This window comes from Colwellia sp. RE-S-Sl-9, assembly GCF_048296855.1.
Classification (GTDB): domain Bacteria; phylum Pseudomonadota; class Gammaproteobacteria; order Enterobacterales; family Alteromonadaceae; genus Pseudocolwellia.
The window spans coordinates 2,932,745-2,958,371 of the sequence record NZ_CP182631.1; the positions used below are offsets into that span (position 1 = coordinate 2,932,745).

Below are 25,627 nucleotides of genomic sequence, written 5' to 3' on the forward strand. Positions count from 1 at the left end.
ACAAACGGATTAATTAATGTTATTTGGATATTAGGGAAGGACAATCATGACTAGCGATAAGAAAATGATTTCTTTGCTAAAAGGAATTTTAAATGCGACCCCTGATCTTATCTTTGCAAAAGACACTTCATATACATACTTAGCCTGTAACCAAGCTTTTGCTAACTTTATTCAACGCCCCATTGATAAAGTTGAAGGATATAAAGACGATGATTTTTTCGATGAGCCATCCCTTATCAAAGGCTTTAGAGATGCTGATCAACAAATACTTGCCACTCAAGAAGTTATTCGTGTTGAAGAGTGGGTAACCTTCCCTAACGGCAATAGAGTATTACTCGATACCTTAAAGTCACCTTTTTATGACGACGACGGTAACTTGATGGGTTTGTTAGGTATCAGCAGAGATATTACCGATAGAATAAAACAAGAAAAACAGCTCATTGCCGCAAAAGAACAAGCAGAACATGCAACAGCTGCTAAGTCTGAATTTATTGCAAAAATGAGTCACGAAATACGCACACCAATGAACGCCATTATTGGTTTAAGCCAACTTACATTAAAAACCAACTTATCAAATGAACAACAAGATTACGCCGAAAAAATATTACATTCTGGCGAGGCGTTATTAGAGTTAATTAACGACATTTTAGATTTTTCTAAAATAGAAGCCGGTAAATTAACCATTGAAGAAATGCCTTTTTCATTAAGCGAAATTATAAATAATGTTATAGATTTAAACGCCATAAATGCCCATAAAAAAGGCTTAGAATTAGTCACCGATATTGACTCATTTATTCCTTTAGAATTGATGGGTGATCCCTTACGTTTACAACAAATACTAGTTAACCTTGTTAATAACTCAGTAAAATTCACTGAAACGGGAACCGTAAAAGTTTCAATTAACTTGAAAGATGAATCTGAAACACACGTTTTATTAGAGTGCTCAGTTATTGATACCGGTATTGGTATGTGTGCAGAACAACAAGAAAACCTTTTTGAGTCATTCTCTCAAGCAGACAATAGTGTTACACGAAAATACGGTGGAACAGGTCTGGGCCTTACCATTGCCAAAGAACTCACTGAACTTATGGGCGGTGAAATAAATCTCAAAAGCTCTCCAAACAACGGTTCTACCTTCACCTTTACTACACGGCTTAATAAATCAATAACAAACACATCTAAACTCAAAATATCTATTGATGATTTCAAACATTTAAAAGTTCTCATCGTAGACGATTCACCTATTGCTCGAGACGTGCTTGTTCAACTCCTATCAAATTGGTGCTTAAGTGTAGAAGAAGTTAGTAATGGGCAAGAAGCGATTGAAATAATAAAAAAATATCAACGAGATGACCAACCCTTTGATATTGTATTTATGGACTGGCGCATGCCAGAAATGGATGGCATTGAAACCTCTCAACGTATTGCGCAACTCAAACTTGAACATTCACCTCAAATACTCATGGTCAGCGCTTTTGACAAAGATGAAGCCAAATTAATCGCACAACAAAAACAAGTCAATATCCATCATTTTCTTGAAAAACCCGTAAATTCAAAAGCCTTATCAGCTTGTATCAATAATATATTACATAATAATACGCATCAATTTATCCCACAAAACACAGCGGATGAAGACATTCCAAATTTCTCTCAATATAAAATCTTAGTGGTAGAAGACAATGCTATTAATAGGCAAGTAGCCGCAGGATTATTACAAGAAACCATGGTGCAAATTGATATTGCTGAAAACGGACTTATTGCGTTAGAAAAAATTAAAACTAACCATTACGATTTAATATTGATGGATATTCAAATGCCCGAAATGGATGGGTTAACAGCTACACAAGAAATAAGAAACACCCTGAAACTAACATCACTGCCCATTATAGCGATGACCGCCCATGCGATGATTACAGATAAAGAAAATAGCATAAACGCGGGCATGAACGACCATATTACTAAACCATTATCACCAAAAAAGTTGTTTAATATTTTATTACAATATTTGAAAACTGTAGGTGCATCAAACTCCCCACAGCCACTTACAAAAGACAAAACAAATGAATTATTGATTGAACCCTTTAAATTTTCATCCGTTGCAAAAATTAACAAGATCCCCCAGTTAAAACCGGCTCAAGCCATTCAAAACATAGGAGGGAAAACCGAACTTTATTTGATGTTACTAACTGATTTTTATAAATATAATATAAACATTACAGAAAAAATAACGCAACAATTTAATAACAACCATTGGAATGAGCTAAGCAGAACTATTCATACATTAAAATCAAATACAGCTTATATTGGCGCCTATCAACTTGCTGCACTCTGTCATGATATTGAACAAGAAATAGCAGAAAAAAATAACGCTATTCCATCATTCAATACAATGATCAATGAACTAAGTTCACTGATGTTAGATTTAAAAGACACAGCGGATCCAATTCAAACCATTGAAAAACAAATGTTAACCACAACGAAACTCATTGAACACTTACACCATATAAAAACATTACTTGAAACTTCAAATGTTAGCGTAGAAGATGAATTACCCTTACTAGAAGTATTTAGCGAACAAAGCATGTTCGCACAAGACATCAACATGATTATTCAATGTATTACTGATGTTGAATACGAACAAGCCACCGTGCTTATTAATCAGATCTTGGCCCAAAAAAATGAATAATGAAAAACAAAAAATTCTGATTATTGATGACGATAAAAGTAACTTAAAGATATTAAGTTCAGTACTTCAAGATAGTGCTCAAATTATTTTAGCCATTAGTGGTCAACAAGGTTTAGCTAAGGCGGTAGATTTTCAACCCGACCTCATTTTGCTCGATGTTTTAATGCCTAATTTAAATGGCTTTGATTTGATCATACAATTAAAAAGCAACCCACTAATATCTTCTATTCCCGTTATTTTTATTACCGGTAAAAATGACAGCAACAGTGAAGAAAAAGGGCTTAGGCTAGGTGCTTGTGACTACATTTACAAACCCTTTAATGTAGACATACTCAAGGCACGTATCACATTACATTTACAGCTTTCTAAGCAACGAAAAACGTTAGAAAACCTTGCAAATGTTGATGCATTAACATCAATTGCCAATAGAAGATTATATGACCAAGTATTAGAAAGAGAGTGGAAAACAGCACTAAGAAATCAATCGCATCTGTCCATAATTATGATTGATATAGACCATTTTAAAAATTATAACGATCATTATGGTCATGCTGCCGGCGATAAAGTTTTAATACAAGTTGCCACAACCCTTAAAAAAAATCTCCTTCGACCAAGAGACTTTATTGCTCGCTATGGCGGTGAGGAGTTTATTATTATTCTCCCTGAGACCTCTGCTGACGGAGCACAACACATTGTTGAAGGGTGCAGAAAATCAATAGAAGACCTTCACATAAAACATGAAGACGCCATAACTCGAGACTATTTATCTATTAGTTTAGGCGCTAATTCAATTATCCCTTCACCTAAAAGTAATATAGAGCAATTTATAAAATCCGCTGACGACATGCTATATAAGGCTAAGGAACGAGGCAGAAATTGTATTGTTTGGAATGAGAGTTAAAATCAAAAAAAAAGCGAAACAGCATTAAACTGTTTCGCTTTCATCAAATGTTTAATCAGTTTTATAAAATATTAACTATAAAACTTTAGCGATAGAGTCAGCTAAGTAATCAACATTACTTGGCGAGATACCCGCAATGCTCATACGACTAGAACCCACCATATAAACACTGTATTCATCTTGTAAAAGTTGAACTTGCTCAGGAGTAATACCTAAGAAAGAGAACATACCTTTTTGGTTAGCAATAAAACTAAAATCTCTTGTTACGCCTTTTTCAATCAGCTTATCAACAATAACTTTACGGTTACCGTTAATGCGATTACGCATTTCAGCTAATTCAACATACCATTCTTGAGTTAACTCTTCTGAACCTAAAATGGTTTCAACAAGTGCAGCACCATGTGCTGGAGGCATAGAGTAAATAGTACGTGCTACACCTAACACTACCGATAATGCAATTTCAGTTGTTGCTGGTGTTTCACCAATAACAGTACAAGCCCCAATACGTTCACGGTATAAACCAAAGTTTTTAGAACATGAGCTACATAAAATCATGTTATCAACCGTATCAGCCATTAAGCGAACGCCGTAAGCATCTTCTTCTAAGCCGTCACCAAAACCTTGGTACGCCATATCAATTAACGGAGTAAAACCAACTTCTTTAGCAACTTGTGCTACTTGTTGCCACTGCTCTTGTGATAAATCCATACCTGATGGGTTATGACAACAAGCATGTAACAATACAAAATCGTCGGCTGATACATTTTTTAACGCGTTTAGCATAGCGTCAAAATCTAATGTTTTGTTTTCGTAATCGTAATATGGGTATTCAGCAATTTCTAAACCTGATGCAGTAAATACACCTTTATGGTTTGCCCAAGTAGGGTTTGAAAGCCAAATTTTAGCGTTTGATTTGCAACGAGCAATAAATTCGCCAGCTACACGTAAAGCACCAGTACCACCTGGAGTAGAAACAGTTTTAACACGGTTTTCATTAATAACTTTATGATCACCAAAAATAAGCGCTGTCATTCTTTCATTAAATAATGGAGAACCTGTGCCGCCAATGTAAGTTTTAGTCAATTCATTTTCTAAACGGAATTTTTCAGCTTTTTTAACACACTCTAAAATCGTGGTGTCACCAGCTTCGTTTTTATAAACACCTACACCCAAATCAATTTTTAGCGGATTTTCATCAGCGCGATACTTAATAGATAAACCTAAAATAGGATCTGCTGGCAAAGCTTCTAAGCGACCAAACATGGCTCAAATTACCTTCTTTACAAGTAGTGGGAAGTAACTAAATTATACAATTACAAATTAGCTAAAAATTATCCCAAAAAATTAGAACGCAAGGATACCTATAAAGACGTACAAATTAAAGAGGCATAGATTAAAAATGAACAAATTTACAACTATTTTTTCTCTCTAATGTACATAATACTGATAAGTATCCGTACAATATCATTTACTCCATTTAATAGGTTTGCGTTATCGCTGCAATCAATCCGATAATGCCACCAAAAACACCACCCCATACCACTAACCAGCCTAAGTGCTGCTTGATCATATTTTGAATAATCGTTTTAACCAATTGAGGTGTTAATTCGTTTAATCTTTTTTCGATAATATCGCTGACCTTATCACGCATATCATCAGACACACCTGAGTGTGAAAGCTCTTCATTTAATATTGCGCCAAATTCATCACTTTTAGCAATATCACTCATAGTAATTTTCATTTCTTCAATAAAGGGTTCGCGCAGAGGTTGTAATACTTCACTACCACCAACCATAGCTAACATAGATCCAAACGATGAGTTTTCGATAACCTTAATTAAGTTATCGAATGCTGGAGATAAATCCACTTTATTAATAATGGGAGACAGATCTATTACCGGTGATGACTGCTGATTGTTGGAAGATAAAAAACGCTGAATGTTTTCTTGTGTAAAAAACTGCTCCATCATTAATTCGCGAATGCCCAGTTTAAAATCTTCAAACCTAGCAGGAATAACACCCGAACCATAAAGGCCAGGTACTTTTTCAAATAGCATATGTATCGCTAACCAATTGGTAATAGCTCCAGATAAAGCAAAAATACCCACAGTAAACACAATATGATTATCAATAAAGTAGCCAGCTACCGTACATAAAAACGCAATTAAATTAACGACCAAACTTTTGTTCACAACAACTCCAAACACATTAAAAATAATTTAAATTAAGAACTTATATAATACCAATCATAGTAAAAAACACATAACAATTATCCATCAACTTCAATTGAGTTAACGGAGCTTCACAAATACATTGAGACCAATAACAGATTAGAAATCAAACATTGTGTATCGCAGTATTATTCTAACCACAATATTTTTTCATATAACCCTGCATCTGTTTTATATGCGATCTACTTTAATATTTATCTTAAAGTGGATCGCTATACTCACAAATTTACGTCAATTAAAATGTATTAATATTTAATTACATTTTCTTAGCTAATAATTATTTAAAACGGGCACATGTTAAGTTAGAATGATCGTTCATTCTAAAATAAAGAGTATTAATCTATGCAGTTTTACCGTATCGGTCTATTTTTTGTATCGGCCATTGTTGGTTCTATTGCTTTAACGGGTTGCGATAGCGCAGCAGAACAAGCTAAAGCGCCAGCTCCTCAAGCAGTCCCCGTTGGCGTAGTTACATTAAAAAGCCAAGCACTTACCCTTAAAAAAGAGCTCCCTGGTCGTATCAGCGCGTTTCAAATAGCTGAAATACGCCCTCAAGTTAGTGGCATTGTAGAATCACGTTTATTTATTGAAGGTAAACAAGTAGAGCAAGGCCAAGCGCTTTATCAAATTAACCCCGCTACATTTAAAGCTGAATTAGCAGCAAGTGAAGCCGCTGTAGCAAGAGCTCAAGCGAGTATTGCAAGCAGCAAATCTAAAGCGTCGCGTTACAGTGAATTACTAAAAATTAAAGCCGTAAGTCAACAAGACTTCGATGAAGCAGATGCTGCTTATAAGCAAGCAAACGCAGAATTATTAACGGCAAAAGCACAGCTACAAACAGCACAAATCAACCTTGATTATAGTCAAGTATCGTCGCCAATTAGTGGCCAAATAAGTAAATCAAATGTAACGGTTGGTGCTTTAGTTAATGCTAATCAAACAATGGCATTGGCGACAGTTACTCAACTAGATCCTATTTATGTTGATTTAACGCAATCGAGCAATGAACTAACAAAGCTTAAAAAATCTTTAGCTTCAGGTTTATTAAGTATTGATGCTGCAACTCAAAGTGATGTTGAACTTATTATGGAAGATGGCTCAATTTACTCTCATAAGGGTACTTTGCAGTTTTCAGAAGTGACCGTTGATCCAAGTACAGGTTCAGTCACGTTACGTGCAGAGTTTCCCAATCCAGAAAAACTGTTATTGCCAGGTATGTATGCACGCGCATCAATTGTTGAAGGTGTAAAAGCAAATGCTATTTTAGTACCGCAACGTGGCGTTAGCCGTAACTCTAAAGGCGAACCTACAGCAATGGTTGTTAGTAAAGAAAATACGGTTGAAAGTAGAGTTTTAAAAATTGATCGTTCAATTGGCGCTAATTGGTTAGTCACTAGTGGATTAAAAGAGGGCGATAGATTAATTGTTGAAGGTCTTCAAAAAATTCGTCCTGGTGCGCCTGTTCAAATTACTGAAGTTAATTCGTCAGCCACCAAAGCACAATAACGGAGAATCTGAATGTCACGATTTTTTATCGATAGACCTATATTTGCTTGGGTACTTGCTATTGTAGTTATGCTAGCAGGTGTTTTGGCAATTAATAGCTTGCCTATTGCGCAGTATCCTTCTATTGCACCGCCTGCTATTAGTATTACGGCTAACTATCCTGGAGCCTCAGCTCGAACGCTTGAAGATTCCGTTACTCAAGTAATCGAACAAAAAATGAAGGGGTTAGATGGCTTGTTGTATATGTCGTCTACTTCACAATCTAGTGGTTCTGCAACGCTTACTTTAACGTTTAGTGCTGATACTGATCCTGATATTGCACAGGTTCAAGTACAAAACAAACTAGCAACAGCAACGCCTCTTTTACCCGAAGAAGTACAAAGACAAGGCGTTGTAGTCGCTAAATCAGCTCGTAATTTTTTACTTGTCGTTGGTTTTGTATCACAAGACGGTAGTATGAATAATATCGATATTGGTGATTACGTTTCATCAAATGTACTAGATATTGTCTCGCGTGTTAATGGTGTTGGTGAAGCTCAGCTCTTTGGTTCTCAATATGCCATGCGCATTTGGTTAGATCCTGCAAAATTACAAAATTTTAAATTAACGCCTGCAGATATTAGTGCTACCATTAGTGCGCAAAATGCCCAAGTATCGGCTGGTCAACTTGGTGGTATGCCTTCAATTGCGGATCAACAACTTAATGCAACAGTTACAGCGCAAAGTCGTTTACAAACAGCTGAACAATTTGAAAATATTTCAGTTAAAACTAATAGTGATGGTTCAAACGTTCGCCTTAAAGATGTAGCCAGTGTTGAACTGGGTGGTGAAAACTACGGTGTAGTAGCTCGCTTCAATGGTCAGCCTGCATCGGGTTTAGGTATAAAACTGGCCAGTGGTGCTAATGCACTTGATACAGCCCAAGGCGTAAAAGATGCACTCAAAGAACTTGAACCATTTTTCCCTGAAGGTTTAGAAACGGTTATTCCTTACGATACAACGCCGTTTGTATCACTCTCTATTGAAAAAGTAATACATACACTCATCGAAGCGGTTGTTTTGGTGTTTGTAGTTATGTACCTATTTTTACAAAACTTCAGAGCAACACTAATTCCTACCATTGCTGTACCGGTTGTATTACTTGGAACATTTGCCATTTTATATACCTTTGGTTACTCCATTAATACCTTAACCATGTTTGCTATGGTACTAGCCATTGGCTTGCTAGTAGATGATGCGATTGTTGTTGTTGAAAACGTTGAACGCTTAATGAGTGAAGAAAAACTATCAGCACTTGAAGCTACACGTAAATCAATGGATGAAATTAAAGGTGCACTTGTAGGTATTGCTATGGTGCTTTCAGCGGTATTTATACCTATGGCATTCTTTAGTGGTTCTACTGGAGTTATCTATCGTCAATTCTCTATTACACTTGTTTCTGCAATGGGGCTTTCAGTATTAGTTGCGTTAATTTTAACCCCAGCGTTATGTGCAACATTACTAAAACCTAGTCATGTTCATAACAACAGTTCATTAATAGGTAAGTTCTTTTCTGGATTTAACCGTGGATTCGATAAAACAAATGCGGGAGCACAAAGCTTTGTTGGCCGTATGATTGCTCACTCTAAACGCTATTTACTTATTTATGGCATTATTGTTGGCGGTATGGTGTATGTATTTTCAAACTTGCCTACGGCTTTTTTACCTGACGAAGATCAAGGCATTTTGTTTAACCAAGTTATGTTGCCAGCGGGTTCAACAACACAACAAACATTAGAAGTGGTTAAAAAAGTAGAAAATCATTACCTGAACGATCAATCAGAAGCGGTTAAGGGTATTTTTACCGTAACAGGTTTTAGCTTTGCTGGTTCAGGGCAAAACTCAGCTATCGGCTTTGTTAGCTTAAAACACTGGGATGAACGTCAACGTGACGATTTATCTATTAATGCCGTTGCTGGAAAAGGCATGGGTTACTTTTCTACGATAAAAGAAGCCTTTGTCTTTGCCTTCCCACCACCTGCTATTGTTGAGCTAGGTACAGCTAACGGTTTTAATATGTTCTTACAAGACCGAGTGGGTCTTGGTCACGACAAATTATTAGCTGCACGAAACCAATTGTTAGGTTTGGCTAGTCAAAGTCCTATCTTGGCAGGTGTTCGTCCTAATGGTCAAGAAGACATGCCAGAGCTAAAACTTGATATTGATCTCCCTAAAGCTGAAGCATTGGGGGTATCACAAGCTAATATCAATAGTACACTTTCTACCGCATGGGGTAGTCGTTATGTTAATGACTTTATCGACCGTGGTCGTGTGAAAAAAGTATACCTACAAGGTAACGCAGAATCTCGTATGGTGCCAGAAGACCTTAATAAGTGGTACGTACGTAACAGTAATGGAGATATGGTGCCATTTTCTGCATTTGCTAGTTCATTTTGGTCGTATGGTTCACCTCGTTTAGAGCGCTATAACGGGTTTTCTTCTATGGAAATTCAAGGTAGTGCTGCACCAGGTTACAGTACAGGACAAGCAATGGATGAAATGGAACGTTTAGTGGCATTACTTCCAAAAGGTGTTGCTTCTGAATGGTCTGGAATATCGTATCAAGAGCGTTCAAGTGGCGGCCAAGCGCCATTACTTTATGGTTTATCTCTGCTGTTTGTATTTTTATGTTTAGCGGCGTTATATGAGAGTTGGTCTGTTCCGTTTGCGGTTATGCTGATTGTTCCTTTAGGCATATTTGGTGCAATTATGGCAGCGTTTGGTGGCGGATTATCAAACGATATTTACTTACAAGTAGGTTTATTAACTACTATAGGTTTAGCGTCTAAAAATGCCATATTGATTGTTGAATTTGCTATTCACCAAATGGAAGAAGGGCTTAGTGTTGTTGATGCCGCAATTGCAGCAGTTCGCTTGCGTTTACGCCCTATTTTAATGACATCAATGGCCTTTATTTGTGGTGTTATACCCCTTGCTATTGCCTCAAGTGCGGGATCTGGTGCGCAAAACGCATTAGGTATTTCAATTATAGGTGGAACGCTTGCATCCTCAATATTAGTAGTAATATTTGTACCTATGTTTTTTGTACTTGTTCGCCGAGTATTTCCAGGTAAACCGAAAAACTCTCCACAGGAGATCTTGAAATGAGTATAAAAACACTAAGTTTAAGCGCTATCACATTGGTTGTTTTAAGTGGTTGTCAATTAGCTCCTCAGCAACAAAAAATTGATTTACCTGTTCCTAATGCTTATTCATCAGATTCGGCTCAAGAGCAAATTACCCCCTTAAAGTGGGAGCAATTTTTCAAAGATGAAAAGTTAAAAACACTGATAACACAAAGCCTTGAATACAATAAAAACATGCAAATTGCTCTGCTTAATATACAGCGTGTGCGTGGTTTATATCAAATTGAAGATTCAGCGTTATATCCTTCATTTGATATAAACGGTTCAGGTAGTCGCCAACGCTTACCTGCTGATTTATCCGGCACAGGTAATGCACGTATTAATTCTCAATATGGCGCTACTGTGGGTATTACGTCTTACGAGTTAGATCTTTGGGGTAAAGTGCACAATCAGTCTGAACAAGCTTTGCAAACGCTATATTCAACAGAGCTTAGCCAATACAGCACACAAATATCATTGATAGCTGAACTGGCCAATGCATGGTTAAACTTTGCTACTGATCAGCAATTATTAACTCTAGCTCAAGAAACACTTACATCTCAGCAAGAATCATTATTGCTTACGCAAAAAAGCTTTGATTTAGGGGCAGCATCAAAAATTACGCTTGAGCAACTAAAAAGTACAGTAGCGGCGGCTAAGGTAGATATTGCTACTTATAATCGCTTAGTAAAGCGTGATAAAAATGCCCTAGATTTACTTGTAGGTAAATCGGTATCGAACGACTTACTCCCCAATAAATCACTCAGTTCATTGCTTGATTTACCTACAGTGCCTGTTGGCCTACCTTCAGAATTATTAACGCAACGTCCTGATATTAAAGCCGCCGAACATCAGTTATTAGCGGCAAATGCTAATATTGGCGTTGCACGTGCAGCCTTTTATCCAAGTATTAGCTTAACGGCCAATGCTGGTAGTGCTTCAAGTGACTTAGGTAACTTATTTAATTCAGGTTCTGGTACATGGAGCTTTGTGCCCACAGTAAGTTTACCCATTTTTAATATGGGTCGTAATCAAGCAAGGTTAGACGTAGCAAAAGCTGATCAACAAATTGCGCTTGTAACTTATCAACAAAAAGTGCAGCAAGCTTTTCGAGAAGTAGCCGATGCATTAGCCGACCGAGAAGGCTATCAAGAACAGCTAACTGCATTAAATATGTTACTGCAAAGTCGGCAATCAACATTCAATTTATCAAAAGCGCGTTACAACAACGGAGTTGATAGCTACCTACAAGTACTTGATGCTCAAAGAACTTGGTATAGCGCCCAACAACAGCAAATTTCAGGTCAACAAGCATTACTGGCCAGCCAAATTAGCTTATATAAAGTGCTCGGTGGTGGATGGGAACAGTCGGTAAAATAGGCCTTTAATACAGCAAATCATACCAATTTGATTAAATAAGTGATCTACCTTTTTATGAAGAAAAATTTATAAATATAAAGCATAAAATTTAATAACTCGTTATTCTACTTATAAATTTTATAACGAGTGAATTGCTCATTTTAACCATTAAAAATGAGCAATTAATCAACTTGGTATTCAATGCATTTATGTCGAACGAAAACGTTCGCTGAGGAGTTTCTTATGAAACCAAAAACGAAAAGACATACTGACCCAGCGTTAGCAGAAGCTCGTCGTAACCAAGTACTGACTGCTGCTGCAGATTGTTTTCGTCGTAAAGGTTTTCATGGTGCGGGTATGGCTGAAATATCAAAAACCGCGGGCATGAGTGCAGGCCATATTTATAATTACTTTGAAAGTAAAGAAGCAATTATAGAAAGTATTATTGAACAAGATATGCAAGAAATGTTTTCTATCTTTCAACAGTTTAAAGAGCAACCGGGAGATATTGTAACTGTACTACTTGATGGTTTAAACGTAGGTGTACAAAGGCACATGGACACAGAATCCTGTGCTGTAGATTTAGAAATGCTAGCCGAAGCAGGACGAAACGATAAAGTTGCTAACTTATTGCAAGTTGCAGATACTCAAGCTCGCGATAGAATGCGACAGTTACTTACAAGTGAACGTAGTATCATAAAAAATATCTCTGAAATTGAGCTAGAAAGTCGAATTAATGTTATTTTTTCGGTTATGGCAGGGTTACTCTTAAGAAAAACACTTTACCCTGAACTCACAGAAGAAATAGTATTAGTTGCACTACGCCCAACAATAAAAACGTTACTTCTACCGTTTGAGTAAAAAGATTAGATAAACAATGAAAACAAAATTAATTACCAAAGAAGGTTACCAAAACCTTCAAAACGAATTAGATACGTTATGGCGTAAAGAAAGGCCAGAAACCACGAGAAAAGTCTCGTGGGCAGCCAGCTTAGGTGATAGATCGGAAAACGCAGATTATCAATATAATAAGAAAAGATTAAGAGAGATTGATCGCAGAGTTCGTTTCTTAACAAAAACATTAGAAGATATAAAAGTTGTTGAATATCACCCCCAACAAGAGGGAAAAGTATTTTTTGGTGCTTGGGTTACACTTGAAAATGAAGACGGTGAAACGCTTAAATTTAGAATTGTAGGACCTGAAGAAATATATGGTCGACACGATTACATCTCTATTGATTCCCCCATGGCACGAGCTTGCTTAAAAAAAGAAGTAGATGATGATGTTACTGTTAAAACGCCAGCAGGTATTAAAGACTGGTTTGTTACCAAAATAGATTATTTACCTCCCTTAAAAGTTTAGCTCACAAGCATGCGCTGTTTTTTCACTAAAATACATAATACGCTTAAGGTGTCTTGTGTTTTTATCTTATTAATCGATTTAACTAAGTAACCTGCAAACCATTCTCACAAAAATCCGATACGTAACCTTAATAGTAGCATTGCCGAAATGAGGATATTTGATCAGGCATTAACCGCGCCTGAAATTACAGAACTGGCTTTATTGTAATCCAACGGCGCAATACCTAAAAATACGGTTCAGTACTATTTAACCTCAACTCAGGTTCATGAATGTTAGTTAATTAATTAAAATCTTTATTTATCTAACACTTAATCCGTATTGTTGTTTACCTAATATATATTAGGGCTTGTTGAGTAACTTTGCTTATCCCGAGTTGAGGTTATTTATCCAATACACATTTCTTTACTTTTGAGGCACCTTTTAAGTTGTTCTGCACTAAACAATTTTGCTACTTTACGCCTTTCCCTTTTTTATTTTCTTCAGGTTATTTATATGCATTTTAAAAAATCAATTCTCACATGTGTTTTCATCTCATTAGCTATGACGGGTTGCGCAACAACTAATCAAGAAAAAGGTGCAGCTATAGGCGCTGTTGCAGGAGCTATTTTAGGTAAATCAACCAGCAATCATAAAAATAAGCGTGCCGTTTGGGGTGCTGCCATTGGGGCACTTGCGGGTACAGCGATTGGTGGATATATGGACAAACAAGAGCAAGAATTTAGAGAAGAACTGTCAGGTTCAGGTATCGATGTAGTAAGAGAAGGTGATAACTTACGATTAATTATGCCTTCTAATATCACTTTTGCTTCAGGGCAGTCATATATTACATCAGGTTTTCATAACACCTTAGATGCTATTGTTCGTGTATTAGCTAAATACGAAAAAACATTACTAAGTATTGAAGGACACACTGACAGCGTTGGTTCAGTAGAATCAAATCAAAAGTTATCAGAAGAAAGAGCCGCAAGCGTCGCAGCTTATTTGGTTAATCAGAACATATTAGAGAGTCGTTTAAAAGTAAGTGGTTACGGTGAGAGCCAAGCTATTGCAAATAACGATAATGAACAAGGCCGAGCACTTAACCGAAGAGTTGAAATTCAAATAATACCTAATAAGGCATAAAATATATCAGCCCCCTACTTTTAAGCCTCAAATAAGCAACTTATTTGAGGCTATTATTTTTATTTTATCAATGCCATGCTTTAACTTATGCTCTTGTCACCGTTAATGCTATTGGTGCTCATTCTACCAAAGCATTAAAGTACTGTATTGAAGAATAAAGTGACATCCCCTACTTAAATAATCAATTAAGCGTTTGTTGTAAATCAGGAAAACTAACATAACCAGGGCATTTCTGTTTAAGCGAAACTAGCGTTTTATCAGCTTGTTCTTGCTGATTGCTATAACGTTGAATTAAAGCTAAATACACGGTTGCGCTCGCATCCAAATCTTCAAGCACTAAATCATCGGGTAAGTTTAAAGCAAATTTATATTGAGTAGGCGATAATTTATTAAGAATAAGACTATAAAACTGCTGATAAATTTTATCCGTTATGGTGATATTACCTCTAAGTTTATCTCTTTCTATAATTTTTAATCCATTGAGGTAAGCTTCAATCGCTTCATCATTTTGTTCAAGTTGTCGATAGGAGTTACCCAAATTCCCCCAAACTTGATGAATACCCCCAATATTAGTGCTATCCATCACTTTTATCGCAGCAGATCTAAACTCTCGAGAAGCTTCAAAGTTAGCGAGTTGATAATAAGCTTGTCCTAAAAACTCTTGTCCTAAATACGAGTTAGGTGCTAGATGATAAGCTTGCTGATAAGACGATAACGCTTCTTGCGTTTGGCCTTGGCACAGCTGCATTGAACCTAAATTAACATACGCCAGCTCGTTAGGGTTTAGCTGGCTGGCTTTTGTGAAGGCTATAATTGCCGCTTTACTATCTCCATTAAAATACTGAATGGTTCCCAAATTAAAATGATGCTTCCAGTAATCAGGCTCTATGTCTATCGCGCGTTGTGCAAAGGATGTCGCTTGAATTAAGGCATCAGGAAATTCAATAAGGTTTTGTCGATGAGCATCTAAATACGTCACACTAACACCTGACAGCGCGTCTATATTTTTAGGCCAATTTTGTAAAATACTATGATATTGATTGATAGCTTGTTCAACTCTACCGGAACGTCGCATCAAATTAGCCGAAGTTGCTAAGGCATAGTTGTTATCAGGCTTAAGTGCTAAGGCAATTTGGCAATGCTCATTGGCTTGCTCTAACTTTTGTTTTTCATTACCAGACCAACTTTCATCGATAAGCGACTCGCACATAGCAACATGTGCCTGAACAAAATCACTAAACGACGTGATCGCATTATCTAAAAGGGTTTGTGCTCTTTTTATGTTTAATTCAGACTGTTGATTGTCTAATAATTTACGCGCTTTTAAGTAGTTATCTTGCGCTAAAATAGAGGGATATAACTGGGCCTTATCGGCACCGTTAAGTGATAAATAAAAATATAAATTATTCAGCACGTTACTTGCTAGTTTTTGTGACTGTTGCTTTAACAAGGTATGAGTAGTTACATCAGTCCAAATAAGCCTTTCTTGATTTTTATAATATAAATAATACTGTAATCCAATATATCGACTTACCTCAGAAACCCTTATTGTTAACACAGAGTCTGATTGAAACTCTTGTGCAATATCGAAAGATCGATCTTGCTTAGATAATAAATTTTGATTAATTGTAATGGCTTTTATATTACTAGGAAGCTTCTGAATAATTCGCCGAGAGAGTCCTTTGGATAACACATTATCAACATCTATTAATAAACTTACTTGTCCTAAAGGCAATAATGCCGTTTTGTCCTTTTTGTTGCTTGAGACTGAAAAGGGTTTAAACAAAAAAATTCCAACAATGAATATAACGAAAAAAGTCGTAAAAATAATAGCGGGTAATATATAGTTGGTTTTGTTTAGTGGTTCGGTTTTAGTTGTTGTTTCTGTTTTAGCTGGATTGACGAGTTGTTCTTTTTGTTCAAATTCTTGCTGAGACAAATAAAGGGTATAAGGTTCTGCATCTAATGCGCTGGCAATTCGAGCTAAGGTATTTGGAGAAACGTTTTCTTCTCTAAAAACCCGATTAACTAAATCTTTCGGAATAGTTTCTAAATTTTCCAATTCCGCTATTTTATGGGCTAACGCAGTTTGAGTTTTTAACCCTATTTTATGTAAAGCAGCTTCAAGCTTTATTCTGGATGCTTTAACACCTCTTTTTCGAGTGCGCTTCTCCACTTAAATATTCCTTATATTTTAGGTATATATTTCCCGTTAACCTATCGTTATAACTCTTCTATTATTTAATAAATACAGCAATGAATTAACGAAAACAATGTCACCTATTGTTATATTTTATTTCTTATAGTCTTACACTTCAAATTTTACTTGTCTACATTTTAACCTCAGTTATCTCTCCTTAAATAACGTTAACTCTCGATTCTAAAATCCCTTTTATTTGACACAATAAACCTGAAAACAAAGGGGGTGTTGAGGTAATAACTCAATGATACTCATTGAATTATGGGTATATACCCATTCTATTTGAAGATGCAGGGGTCAGGTGGAACGGGTATACGTTATCAGAAATAAAATTCGATAGGAATGAATCACTATGGTCACTAAAAAACGGATATCATTAATTTTATCTACTTTAATTTGTACGGGCTTAACGGGGTGTATGAGTACTTCCCCTATACTGGGTGGCGGACAAGGTGGTGGAACAATTACAGGTTCAGCTGGCGGAGCAACTTCGCAAAACGCCAATACGCAATTAACAAAGTGTGACGAAGCTTTAGGCACGGTAACCGTGTTTGAAGACACTAGTTTACCTTGGTGGTCAACCTATCGTAGACGTGTACCTAATTTGGGTAGTACCAAACCTGTTATTCGTTTAATGCTACAACAGTCGGGTTGTTTTGTTGTAGTTGAACGTGGTGGTGCTATGGCAGCAATGCAACGAGAAAGAGCTTTGATGAATTCCGGTGAATCACGAAGTGGTAGTAACTTTGGTAAAGGTCAAATGGTGGCTGCCGACTTTACTTTGTCGCCATCAATTCAATTTGCAGAAAATAATACCAGTGGTATTAAATCTATTGCGGGATCATTTTTAGGACGTTTCGGTAATGTTGTTGCCGGAGGTTTCAAACAAAACGAAGCCGCAACCACATTATTATTAATAGAAAACAGATCAGGCGTGCAAGTCTCTTCGGCGGTGGGTAATGCAAAAAATTATGACTTCAGCTTTGCCGGTGGTTTATTTAGCGGGGGTGCTTTTGCTGGCGCTGGTGGATTTTCAAATACACCAGAAGGTAAAATCATCACAGCTTCTTTTGCCGACTCTTACAATCAAATGGTTAAAGCCTTACGTAATTATAAAGCACAATCGGTTCGTGGTGGCTTAGGTAAAGGTGGGCTTTTACAAGTAGGTGGCGATGATGATCCAATGCCACAAGCGACACAGCAAAGCTCTGGAGCAAGTTTACAGGTGGCACACACTGAAGTGGTTCACACAAAACCTGTAGTTGTACACACTCAAAGAAAAACTAAAGTCTATACAAATCAAGATGATATTCATATTGATGCCTATGACGAAGATGCATTAGAAGATTACTACAGAGCGTTAAAAAGTGCGGTAACCTTTATGTCGTCATTTGCTAATTTTACACCTGAGCAGTTAAAAGCTACGGGGAGTCAAAATATGTGGCCTGCTTGGTCTGGTATTGTTACTGGCCAACTTGAAACCTCTAAAATAGAACTTGAATCTTGGCCTTTAAGCGCCAAACAACAAGGTTGGAAAATTTTAGGTAAAAAAATTGAACAATATAATAAGCTCTTCAATAAACACAGAGCCTCTATTCTGAATAACAATCAGTTTGAAGAACAATTAAAAACCTCAATTCAGCATTTTGATTTAGTTACTAAAGAATCGTTATTTGGTTCTTAAAATAAAAGTATAATAGCGCCACTACTTACTTTGTGGCGCTATAAAAATAAAATAACAACAGCACTCCCCGAACTCATTAGCACTTTAAATACAAAATAGATCTTTCAACTGCCTAACGACACGCGTTATTATTCAAACTTACCAATACAAAATTTTTCATCTTGGGATTTAAGTTAAATGATATCTATTGCTGAGCAAATTGCTAAAGAGCTCAATGTTTCTCCTGTACAAATTAATGCTGCTATTACTTTATTAGACGACGGAGCAACAGTTCCCTTTATTGCTCGTTACAGAAAAGAGGCGACACAAGGACTAGACGACAATCACCTTCGCCATCTTAATCAACGTTTAACGTATATCCGCGATTTAAACGACCGTAGAAATGTCATTCTTAAAAACATTGAAGAGCAAGGTAAATTAACGCCAGCTTTATCTGATGCCTTAAACCAAGCAGATAACAAAACCCGCCTTGAAGATTTATATTTACCCTTTAGACCTAAACGTCGTACCAAAGGCCAAATAGCGATTGAAGCAGGTATAGAACCACTAGCAAATAAACTTTATAACGATTGGCGTTTAGTACCAGAAATAGAAGCCACCGCTTTTATTAACAGCAATGCTGGCTTTAATGATGAAAAAGAAGTGCTCGACGGCGCGATGTCTATTTTAATAGAACGCTTTGCTGAAGACGCAAACTTGCTACAAAAATTACGTAATCACTTATTAAAACAAGCGCACTTAACCAGTAAGGTTGTTAAAGCTAAAACACAAGAAGCCGCTAAATATAAAGATTACTTCGAACATTCAGAGCGCTTAAAATCAGTACCTTCTCATCGCATGTTAGCTATGCTGCGTGGTCGGGCTGAAGGTTTTTTAAAATTAGCCATTAATGTTGACCCACAGCAAGAAACATCAAGCTACTCAAGTGCAGAACAATTGATCACCGAACATTTTAATTTACGCTTAACAGGCCAAGCATGTGCAGAGTTTTTAACCAAAGTGGTTCACAACGCATGGAAAACCAAATTAAGTGTCAGTTTAGAAACTGAATTAATTGGTAACTTACGTGATCAAGCTGAAGTTGAAGCCATTAAAGTTTTTTCAACTAACTTAAGTGATTTATTAATGGCTGCGCCAGCAGGACCTAAAGTGACTTTAGGCCTTGATCCTGGCTTACGTACAGGTTGTAAAATTGCGGTAGTTGACGCTACAGGCAAGCTATTACATACCACCACTATTTTCCCTCATGCACCGCAAAATCACTGGGACAAGTCCGTTAGAACGCTAACCAACTTATGTCAGCAACATAAAGTAGAACTTATTGCGATAGGTAACGGTACAGCATCTCGCGAAAGCGATAAGCTGGCGGCTGAAGTGATCACAAATTTAGAAAAACTAAAACCAAATAAAGTCATTGTGAGTGAAGCCGGTGCATCAGTATATTCAGCGTCTGAATTTGCAGCAAAAGAATTTCCAGATTTAGATGTTTCAATACGTGGCGCAGTTTCAATTGCAAGGCGTTTACAAGATCCACTTGCTGAGCTCGTTAAAATTGACCCGAAAGCCATAGGTGTTGGGCAATATCAACATGACGTAAGCCAAAGTCAATTAAGTAGAACCCTAGATGAAGTAATAGAAGATTGTGTAAACTCGGTTGGCGTTGATTTAAATAGCGCCTCAGTTGCATTACTTACGCGAGTATCGGGGTTAACAAAAACCATGGCACAAAACGTAGTAGATTTTCGTGACCAGCATGGCCGTTTTAACAACCGACAAGAATTAAAAAAAGTAGCGCGTTTAGGTCCTAAAGCCTTCGAACAAGCCGCAGGTTTTCTCCGTATTGCAAATGGTAACAACCCCCTTGATCAATCAGGTGTCCATCCTGAAACTTACCCCGTAGTAGAAAAAATAATCGCACAACTAAACGCGAGCGTAAGCGATCTTTTAACCAATAGTGAGCAATTAAGTAACGTAAATATTGCCGAAGTTGTTACAGATGAATTTGGTGAAGTTACTGTTAAAGATATTATTAAAGAGCTTGAAAAACCCGGCCGAGATCCAAGACCTGAATTTAAAACCGCGACCTTTAAAGAAGGCGTGAACACCATTAACGATCTTGAAGTAGGTATGATTTTAGAAGGTGTTATATCGAACGTTGCTAATTTTGGTGCTTTTGTTGATTTAGGTGTGCATCAAGACGGCTTAGTACATATATCATCTTTAACCAATAAGTTTGTGAGTGACCCACGTGAAGTGGTAAAAGCTGGCGACATTGTTAAAGTTAAAGTAATAGAAGTGGATCCGCAACGTAAACGTATCAGCTTAACCATGCGCTTAGACGATACAATTGAGCAATCTCAACCCCCTAAAAAACAAGCTGATCGCAAACCTGCCGAACACAGAGCAAACAATAAACCAAACCACCCGAAAAAAGAACAACGAGCGCATAAACCTAAAGAAGCCAATAACGCGGTAATGGGTAATGCTTTTGCAGACGCTTTTGCCAAATTAAAGAAATAAAAGCGCCGCTATATATTGTGCTTTGTATTTTATGCAAAGCACAACATGTTACCAACGTTATGATACTTGCTATAAAACCTTATGATTGCTGAATTCAAACGCTCTTTTTCAAACATACCTCAACAAGCATGGGACGCGTTAAATACGTCGAACAATCCTTTTTTGTCGTATCATTTTTTTGAAGCATTAGAAGTAAGTGAATCAGCAAGTTTAACACGTGGCTGGCAACCCCATCATTTAACCATTCACCAAGATGACAAAGTAGAAGCGGTTTTACCCTTGTACCTTAAAACGCATTCTTGGGGAGAATACGTATTTGATTGGGATTGGGCGAGAGCTTATGAAGAGCACGACTTAGAATATTACCCTAAGTTAGTCAGTACCATTCCATTTACGCCCGTAAGCTCTAATAAATTAATATCGCAAACCCTTACTCATCGCGATATTTTACAACCCTTAAGCGACTACTGTAGCGAACACAACATTGCGAGTTGGCACTTACTTTTTTGCCCTAAAATAGAGAATATCCCAAGTGATGTATATGAACGTAATACCGTTCAATTTCATTGGTTTAATAAAAACTATAAGTCGTTTGATGAATATCTTTCAACCTTTACCGCTCGTAAAAGAAAGAACACACGTAAAGAGCGTGAATCAATAAAAAAGCAAAACATTAGTATACGGCAGGTAACAGGTGATCAAATAACTAAACAAGAACTCGACTTTTTTTATTTAACCTACCAACTCACCTATTTAAAACGACAACATACACCGCATTTAAGTTATGAATTTTTCGAGCGTATCTTTCAAACATTACCCGCAAATATCGTACTTTTTATTGCAAGTCATAATGATACCGACGTTGCTTGTGCATTGTTTTTTTATGACGAAAGTCATTTATATGGTCGCTATTGGGGCTCTACAGAATCGTTTTCTAATTTACATTTTGAATTGTGTTATTACCAAGGTATAGAGTTTTGCATTAAACATAATTTACAAAGCTTTAACCCCGGCACACAAGGCGAGCACAAAATTCAACGAGGCTTTGAACCTGTTATGACGTATTCATACCATTGGATCAAACATTCAGGATTTCAGCCCGCCATTAAAGATTTTTGCAAACGTGAACAAGCTCATATGGTAAATTACGCGCAGCAATGTGCTTTATCATTACCTTTCAAAAACAATCAGGATACTGGCAATGACCAATAAACCTTTTTCGCAAGCGTCTGAAAATAACAAACCCTACATCCTACCTATTTTACAGCAAGCATTTTCCACCGCTGATTCAGTGTTAGAAATTGGTTCAGGCACTGGGCAACATGCTGTATATTTTGCCAAACAGCTTGCTCATGTAAATTGGCAAACAAGTGATCTACCAGTAAATCATAATGGTATAAATCAATGGATAGCCGAATACCCCTCCAATAATTTACAGCCCCCTTTAGCACTTGATTTATCAAAGCCATGGCCAATTGAACATACAACAGCAATATACACCGCTAATACATTGCATATAGTCAGCTGGGAACTGGTAATCGCTTTTTTTGAAGGCGTAAAAAAGCACTTACTTCCTAAAGGTAAGCTCTGTATTTATGGCCCATTCAACTACCAAGGTAAATTTACTAGCGAAAGTAATGCTAACTTTGAGTTATGGTTAAAACAACAGAATGAATTGAGTGGGATACGCGATTTTGAAGCCGTTTTAACATTAGCTGAAAAGGCAGGGCTGACACTCGTTAAAGATCACGAAATGCCAGCAAATAATCGCTTATTAGAGTTTGTTAACCAATAGCTAACCAAGCCTTCGCTTTTTCAATGTCTTTATTGAGAAAGCGCTCGGTAGAAACACAAGAACGCAGCTGAAATAAACTAAATTTCCATTTTAACAAACGGCTATCGCTTACAATCGCTAAGCGGTTAATACCATTATATGGAGCAATGTATTGCTTAAATTGTTTCAATAATATCAGCAACGTCCATCCAGTTAACTCATTATTTAATTTTAAAACAATATTTACTTCAGGAAATTCTTTTAACATTGCTTCAAATATTGGAATAAACGCGTTGTTAAAATGTTCTTTGGTAAACGTTCCGTGTACTTGGGTAATAAGTGTATTATTTTTATGATGTATTTCTATCATATCACCTCCTTGTTAATGTGAAATGAAGTTTAGCTCAAATATCCATCAAGTGTTAATATTTTTTTAAATACAAAAATTAATCAAAACCTCCTTTTAAAATATACGCCATTTATCGTAAATAAATCACCACTAACAGATTTTCTCTTATAATATGCATTGATTATGCTAGCTTATCGGAAAAAATATTGAGCTTCGTATGTCTCAAATATAAGGCTATAACTATGTTAAAAAAAATTACTGTACTATTACTTATGTCTCTCCCCTCAACATCACTATTAGCAGCACAACTAAGCACTTCTGATTATCAAAAAGCTGAAAAGCAACTATCAAAATATACGGATAAGCTCGTTACTGGGACAGTAGAAAGTCCTTTTTGGCATAACAACCGTTTGTTTTATAAATCACGTACTAAAAAAGGTGAGCAATTTTTTGAAGTTAACCCTACAACAAAACAAAAAAAATTAGCCTTTGATCATAATAAATTATCGAAAGCGCTAGCTGTTATAACTGACGCTGAAGTAAACGCTTACGATCTACCATTTAGTACATTTACAGTAAGTCTTAACAATAAAATAGCCGTTAAAATAAAAGATAAAAACTATCTTTGTGATTTAGAAAATTACTTATGTGCACCTGATACTGATGCGAAAAAATCAAACGAAATGATTTCTCCAGACGGTAAATTGGCTGTTTTTATACGCGACTACAACTTATGGTCTCGTAATTTAAAAACCAATAAAGAAGTGCAACTAACCAAAGATGGTATTAAAGATTTTGGGTATGCAACAAATAACGCGGGTTGGATACGTAAAGATACGCCAGTAGTTAAATGGTCGCCTGACTCAACCAAATTAGCTACCTTTAAGCATGACAGTCGCAATGTCGGTGATATGGCGCTAGTATCAACAAACGTTGGACACCCTACAATAGATCAGTGGAAATACCCTTTACCCGGCGACGAACATATATTTGCCATACATCGTGTTGTTATTGATGTACAAAAGCAAAAAATCATTCCGTTAGATATGCCAGCAGATCCACATCGTTCATCAATTACCGATCACGTGGCAGGCAATAATGGTGAATTTCTTGATATAGATTGGGCACATAACAGCAAAAGCTTCGCCTTTATTTCTTCAAGCCGAGATCATAAAACCGCTACATTAAAAATTGCCAATGCAGAAAACGGACAAGTCAAAACCGTTTATTCAGAAACAGAAGACAGCTTTTTTGAATCAGGCGTTAGTGCCATCAGTTGGAAATACCTTGATAAAACCAATGAATTTATTTGGTTTTCTCAGCGTAGTAATTGGGGACATTTTTATCTAATTGATAGCAAAACAGGCAAAATTAAAAACCAAATAACCCAAGGTGACTGGACCGTTCTTGAATTGCTCAACGTAGATGAAAAAACAGATACATTATATTTTACTGGTGCAGGTCGTGAAGGTGGAGATCCTTATTTTAACTACCTTTATAGCATAAACAAAAACGGTAAAAACCTTACTTTACTAACTCCTGAGAAAAAACATCATCGTGTGACCATGAATGAAGATAGCACTTATTTTTTAGATCGCTTTTCGACCCCAGAACAAGCAGAAGTCAGCGTTGTACGTAAAACACAATCAAATGAAAAGTTTACGCTAGAGACTATGGATATTAGCCAACTTATTTCAACTGGCTGGGCTCCACCAACACCATTTATTGTTAAAGATCGCAACAACGAGCATAACATTTATGGTTTACTCTACAAACCAAGTCATTTTGATAAAAACAAAAGCTATCCTGTTGTTAACTATATTTATCCAGGACCACAAGTAGGAAGTATTCGAGGTCGCCATTTCAGAACCGCTAGAGGCGACAATCAGGCCTTAGCTGAACTAGGCTTTATCGTAGTAGAAATTGACGCTTTAGGTACACCTGGGCGTTCAAAAAGTTTTCATGAATTTTATTACGCCAACATGGGCGACAGTGGTTTGCCGGATCAAGTAGCAGCAATTAAACAGCTCGCTGAACAACACTCATGGATAGATATTGATCGTGTGGGAATTTGGGGACATTCAGGCGGTGGTTTTGCATCAACAAAAGCCATGTTCAGTTACCCTGATTTTTATAAAGTTGCCGTTTCAGAAGCGGGTAATCACGACAACCGTAACTATGCTGATGAATGGGGTGAAAAATACCACGGTTTATTAGTTAACAACGAAAACAAAACCACAAATTATGACAGCCAAGCCAATCAACTTTTTGCCGACAAACTTAAAGGTAAGCTCTTACTCGTGCACGGAACATTAGATACCAACGTTACACCATACAACACATTAATGGTGGTTGAAGCCCTGATAGAAGCTAACAAAGATTTTGACATGTTAATGTTACCCAATAGAGGTCATGGTTTTGCCCGAGAACCTTACATGGTACGTAAGCGTTGGGATTATTTTGTTACACATTTAATGGGAGCAACGCCTCCTAAAGAGTTTAACTTTAGTTCAACCGTAAAATAAAACCAGTTGTCAATAAAAAGGGAGTATCAACTCCCTTTCTTCCATACTTTCCTGCTTTACAGCGTAAATCTTACCCCACTAATTCATCTGTACAAAAAGAAAACAAAATGACGTTATTTTACACTTTTATACACTTGTAAGTATTATTCTACTTGTGCATAGTCTCTGATACTAATATGCTATCAAGCACTGTTTTTAACCTAGTTTTCATCATCAGAAAATACACTATAAAAGGAAACCACTG

Annotated in this window: 17 protein-coding genes; 13 read left to right on the top strand and 4 right to left on the bottom strand. The window is 36.7% G+C overall.

Annotated elements, in window-relative coordinates; translation table 11 throughout:
• Positions 1 to 46: 46 nt before the first annotated feature.
• Complete coding sequence (locus ACM9HF_RS12640; protein WP_473608901.1) at positions 47 to 2,686, top strand: PAS domain-containing hybrid sensor histidine kinase/response regulator; 2,640 nt, start codon at positions 47 to 49, stop codon at positions 2,684 to 2,686.
• Positions 2,679 to 3,587 (top strand): GGDEF domain-containing response regulator, encoded by a 909-nt coding sequence (locus ACM9HF_RS12645; protein ID WP_473608905.1) that lies wholly within the window; start codon positions 2,679 to 2,681, stop codon positions 3,585 to 3,587. The genes ACM9HF_RS12640 and ACM9HF_RS12645 overlap by 8 nt, the downstream gene beginning before the upstream one ends.
• Positions 3,588 to 3,662: 75 nt before the next feature.
• On the opposite strand, the gene ACM9HF_RS12650 is transcribed toward ACM9HF_RS12645, so the two are convergent.
• Positions 3,663 to 4,850: an amino acid aminotransferase gene (locus ACM9HF_RS12650; protein WP_473608910.1), complete on the bottom strand. Its 1,188-nt coding sequence runs from the start codon at positions 4,848 to 4,850 to the stop codon at positions 3,663 to 3,665.
• Between the two features lie 214 nt (positions 4,851 to 5,064).
• Positions 5,065 to 5,778 carry a DUF445 domain-containing protein gene (locus ACM9HF_RS12655; RefSeq protein WP_473608914.1) on the bottom strand — a complete coding sequence of 238 codons (714 nt, stop codon included), beginning with the start codon at positions 5,776 to 5,778 and terminating at the stop codon, positions 5,065 to 5,067.
• 381 nt (positions 5,779 to 6,159) lie between these two features.
• Here ACM9HF_RS12655 and ACM9HF_RS12660 point away from each other — a divergent pair, with 381 nt between their 5' ends.
• The 6 genes from ACM9HF_RS12660 (at position 6,160) to ACM9HF_RS12685 (ending at position 14,331) form a co-directional block, all read left to right on the top strand.
• A complete protein-coding gene (locus ACM9HF_RS12660; protein ID WP_473608918.1) occupies positions 6,160 to 7,323 on the top strand; it encodes an efflux RND transporter periplasmic adaptor subunit in 1,164 nt (387 codons plus the stop codon).
• 12 nt (positions 7,324 to 7,335) lie between these two features.
• Entirely contained in the window at positions 7,336 to 10,470 is a 3,135-nt protein-coding gene (locus ACM9HF_RS12665; protein WP_473608921.1) for an efflux RND transporter permease subunit, read from the top strand.
• Entirely contained in the window at positions 10,467 to 11,867 is a 1,401-nt protein-coding gene (locus ACM9HF_RS12670; RefSeq protein WP_473608926.1) for an efflux transporter outer membrane subunit, read from the top strand. The genes ACM9HF_RS12665 and ACM9HF_RS12670 overlap by 4 nt, the downstream gene beginning before the upstream one ends.
• A gap of 222 nt (positions 11,868 to 12,089) precedes the next feature.
• The gene (locus ACM9HF_RS12675) at positions 12,090 to 12,707 is read left to right on the top strand and encodes a TetR/AcrR family transcriptional regulator (protein ID WP_473608929.1); all 618 of its coding nucleotides are present in this window, start codon (positions 12,090 to 12,092) and stop codon (positions 12,705 to 12,707) included.
• Between the two features lie 16 nt (positions 12,708 to 12,723).
• On the top strand, positions 12,724 to 13,209 hold the full coding sequence (gene greB, locus ACM9HF_RS12680) for a transcription elongation factor GreB (protein ID WP_473608933.1): 486 nt from the start codon (positions 12,724 to 12,726) through the stop codon (positions 13,207 to 13,209).
• Between the two features lie 492 nt (positions 13,210 to 13,701).
• On the top strand, positions 13,702 to 14,331 hold the full coding sequence (locus tag ACM9HF_RS12685; RefSeq protein ID WP_473608938.1) for a YiaD family glycine zipper/OmpA-like lipoprotein: 630 nt from the start codon (positions 13,702 to 13,704) through the stop codon (positions 14,329 to 14,331).
• Positions 14,332 to 14,512: 181 nt separating this feature from the next.
• Here ACM9HF_RS12685 and ACM9HF_RS12690 read toward each other — a convergent pair whose 3' ends face one another.
• A complete protein-coding gene (locus ACM9HF_RS12690) occupies positions 14,513 to 16,507 on the bottom strand; it encodes a tetratricopeptide repeat protein (RefSeq protein ID WP_473608942.1) in 1,995 nt (664 codons plus the stop codon).
• A 376-nt stretch (positions 16,508 to 16,883) separates the two neighbouring features.
• On the opposite strand from ACM9HF_RS12690, the gene ACM9HF_RS12695 reads away from it, so the two are divergent.
• The 4 genes from ACM9HF_RS12695 to ACM9HF_RS12710 all read left to right on the top strand — a co-directional run bounded on the left by ACM9HF_RS12695 (position 16,884) and on the right by ACM9HF_RS12710 (position 22,530).
• Entirely contained in the window at positions 16,884 to 18,215 is a 1,332-nt protein-coding gene (locus tag ACM9HF_RS12695) for a CsgG/HfaB family protein (protein WP_473608945.1), read from the top strand.
• A 177-nt stretch (positions 18,216 to 18,392) separates the two neighbouring features.
• A complete protein-coding gene (locus ACM9HF_RS12700; RefSeq protein ID WP_473608949.1) occupies positions 18,393 to 20,735 on the top strand; it encodes a Tex family protein in 2,343 nt (780 codons plus the stop codon).
• Between the two features lie 81 nt (positions 20,736 to 20,816).
• On the top strand, positions 20,817 to 21,947 hold the full coding sequence (locus tag ACM9HF_RS12705; protein ID WP_473608953.1) for a GNAT family N-acetyltransferase: 1,131 nt from the start codon (positions 20,817 to 20,819) through the stop codon (positions 21,945 to 21,947).
• Positions 21,937 to 22,530, top strand: a complete 594-nt coding sequence (locus ACM9HF_RS12710; RefSeq protein ID WP_473608956.1) for a DUF938 domain-containing protein — start codon at positions 21,937 to 21,939, stop codon at positions 22,528 to 22,530. Before ACM9HF_RS12705 ends, ACM9HF_RS12710 begins: the two co-directional genes overlap by 11 nt.
• On the opposite strand, the gene ACM9HF_RS12715 is transcribed toward ACM9HF_RS12710, so the two are convergent.
• Positions 22,520 to 22,879, bottom strand: a complete 360-nt coding sequence (locus ACM9HF_RS12715; protein ID WP_473608961.1) for a SpoIIAA family protein — start codon at positions 22,877 to 22,879, stop codon at positions 22,520 to 22,522. The two genes, ACM9HF_RS12710 and ACM9HF_RS12715, sit on opposite strands and share 11 nt — an antisense overlap.
• A gap of 221 nt (positions 22,880 to 23,100) precedes the next feature.
• Between ACM9HF_RS12715 and ACM9HF_RS12720 the strand changes: the two genes are divergently transcribed.
• Positions 23,101 to 25,383: a S9 family peptidase gene (locus tag ACM9HF_RS12720; RefSeq protein ID WP_473608965.1), complete on the top strand. Its 2,283-nt coding sequence runs from the start codon at positions 23,101 to 23,103 to the stop codon at positions 25,381 to 25,383.
• Positions 25,384 to 25,627: the final 244 nt, after the last annotated feature.

Bases quoted from the DNA above. Each gene is read 5' to 3' on its own strand.
- ACM9HF_RS12640 (WP_473608901.1), top strand. From the start codon at position 47: ATGACTAGCGATAAGAAAATGATTTCTTTGCTAAAAGGAATTTTAAAT.
- ACM9HF_RS12645 (WP_473608905.1), top strand. From the start codon at position 2,679: ATGAATAATGAAAAACAAAAAATTCTGATTATTGATGACGATAAAAGT.
- ACM9HF_RS12650 (WP_473608910.1), bottom strand. From the start codon at position 4,850: ATGTTTGGTCGCTTAGAAGCTTTGCCAGCAGATCCTATTTTAGGTTTA.
- ACM9HF_RS12660 (WP_473608918.1), top strand. From the start codon at position 6,160: ATGCAGTTTTACCGTATCGGTCTATTTTTTGTATCGGCCATTGTTGGT.
- ACM9HF_RS12665 (WP_473608921.1), top strand. From the start codon at position 7,336: ATGTCACGATTTTTTATCGATAGACCTATATTTGCTTGGGTACTTGCT.
- ACM9HF_RS12670 (WP_473608926.1), top strand. From the start codon at position 10,467: ATGAGTATAAAAACACTAAGTTTAAGCGCTATCACATTGGTTGTTTTA.
- ACM9HF_RS12675 (WP_473608929.1), top strand. From the start codon at position 12,090: ATGAAACCAAAAACGAAAAGACATACTGACCCAGCGTTAGCAGAAGCT.
- greB (WP_473608933.1), top strand. From the start codon at position 12,724: ATGAAAACAAAATTAATTACCAAAGAAGGTTACCAAAACCTTCAAAAC.
- ACM9HF_RS12685 (WP_473608938.1), top strand. From the start codon at position 13,702: ATGCATTTTAAAAAATCAATTCTCACATGTGTTTTCATCTCATTAGCT.
- ACM9HF_RS12695 (WP_473608945.1), top strand. From the start codon at position 16,884: ATGGTCACTAAAAAACGGATATCATTAATTTTATCTACTTTAATTTGT.
- ACM9HF_RS12700 (WP_473608949.1), top strand. From the start codon at position 18,393: ATGATATCTATTGCTGAGCAAATTGCTAAAGAGCTCAATGTTTCTCCT.
- ACM9HF_RS12705 (WP_473608953.1), top strand. From the start codon at position 20,817: ATGATTGCTGAATTCAAACGCTCTTTTTCAAACATACCTCAACAAGCA.
- ACM9HF_RS12710 (WP_473608956.1), top strand. From the start codon at position 21,937: ATGACCAATAAACCTTTTTCGCAAGCGTCTGAAAATAACAAACCCTAC.
- ACM9HF_RS12715 (WP_473608961.1), bottom strand. From the start codon at position 22,879: ATGATAGAAATACATCATAAAAATAATACACTTATTACCCAAGTACAC.
- ACM9HF_RS12720 (WP_473608965.1), top strand. From the start codon at position 23,101: ATGTTAAAAAAAATTACTGTACTATTACTTATGTCTCTCCCCTCAACA.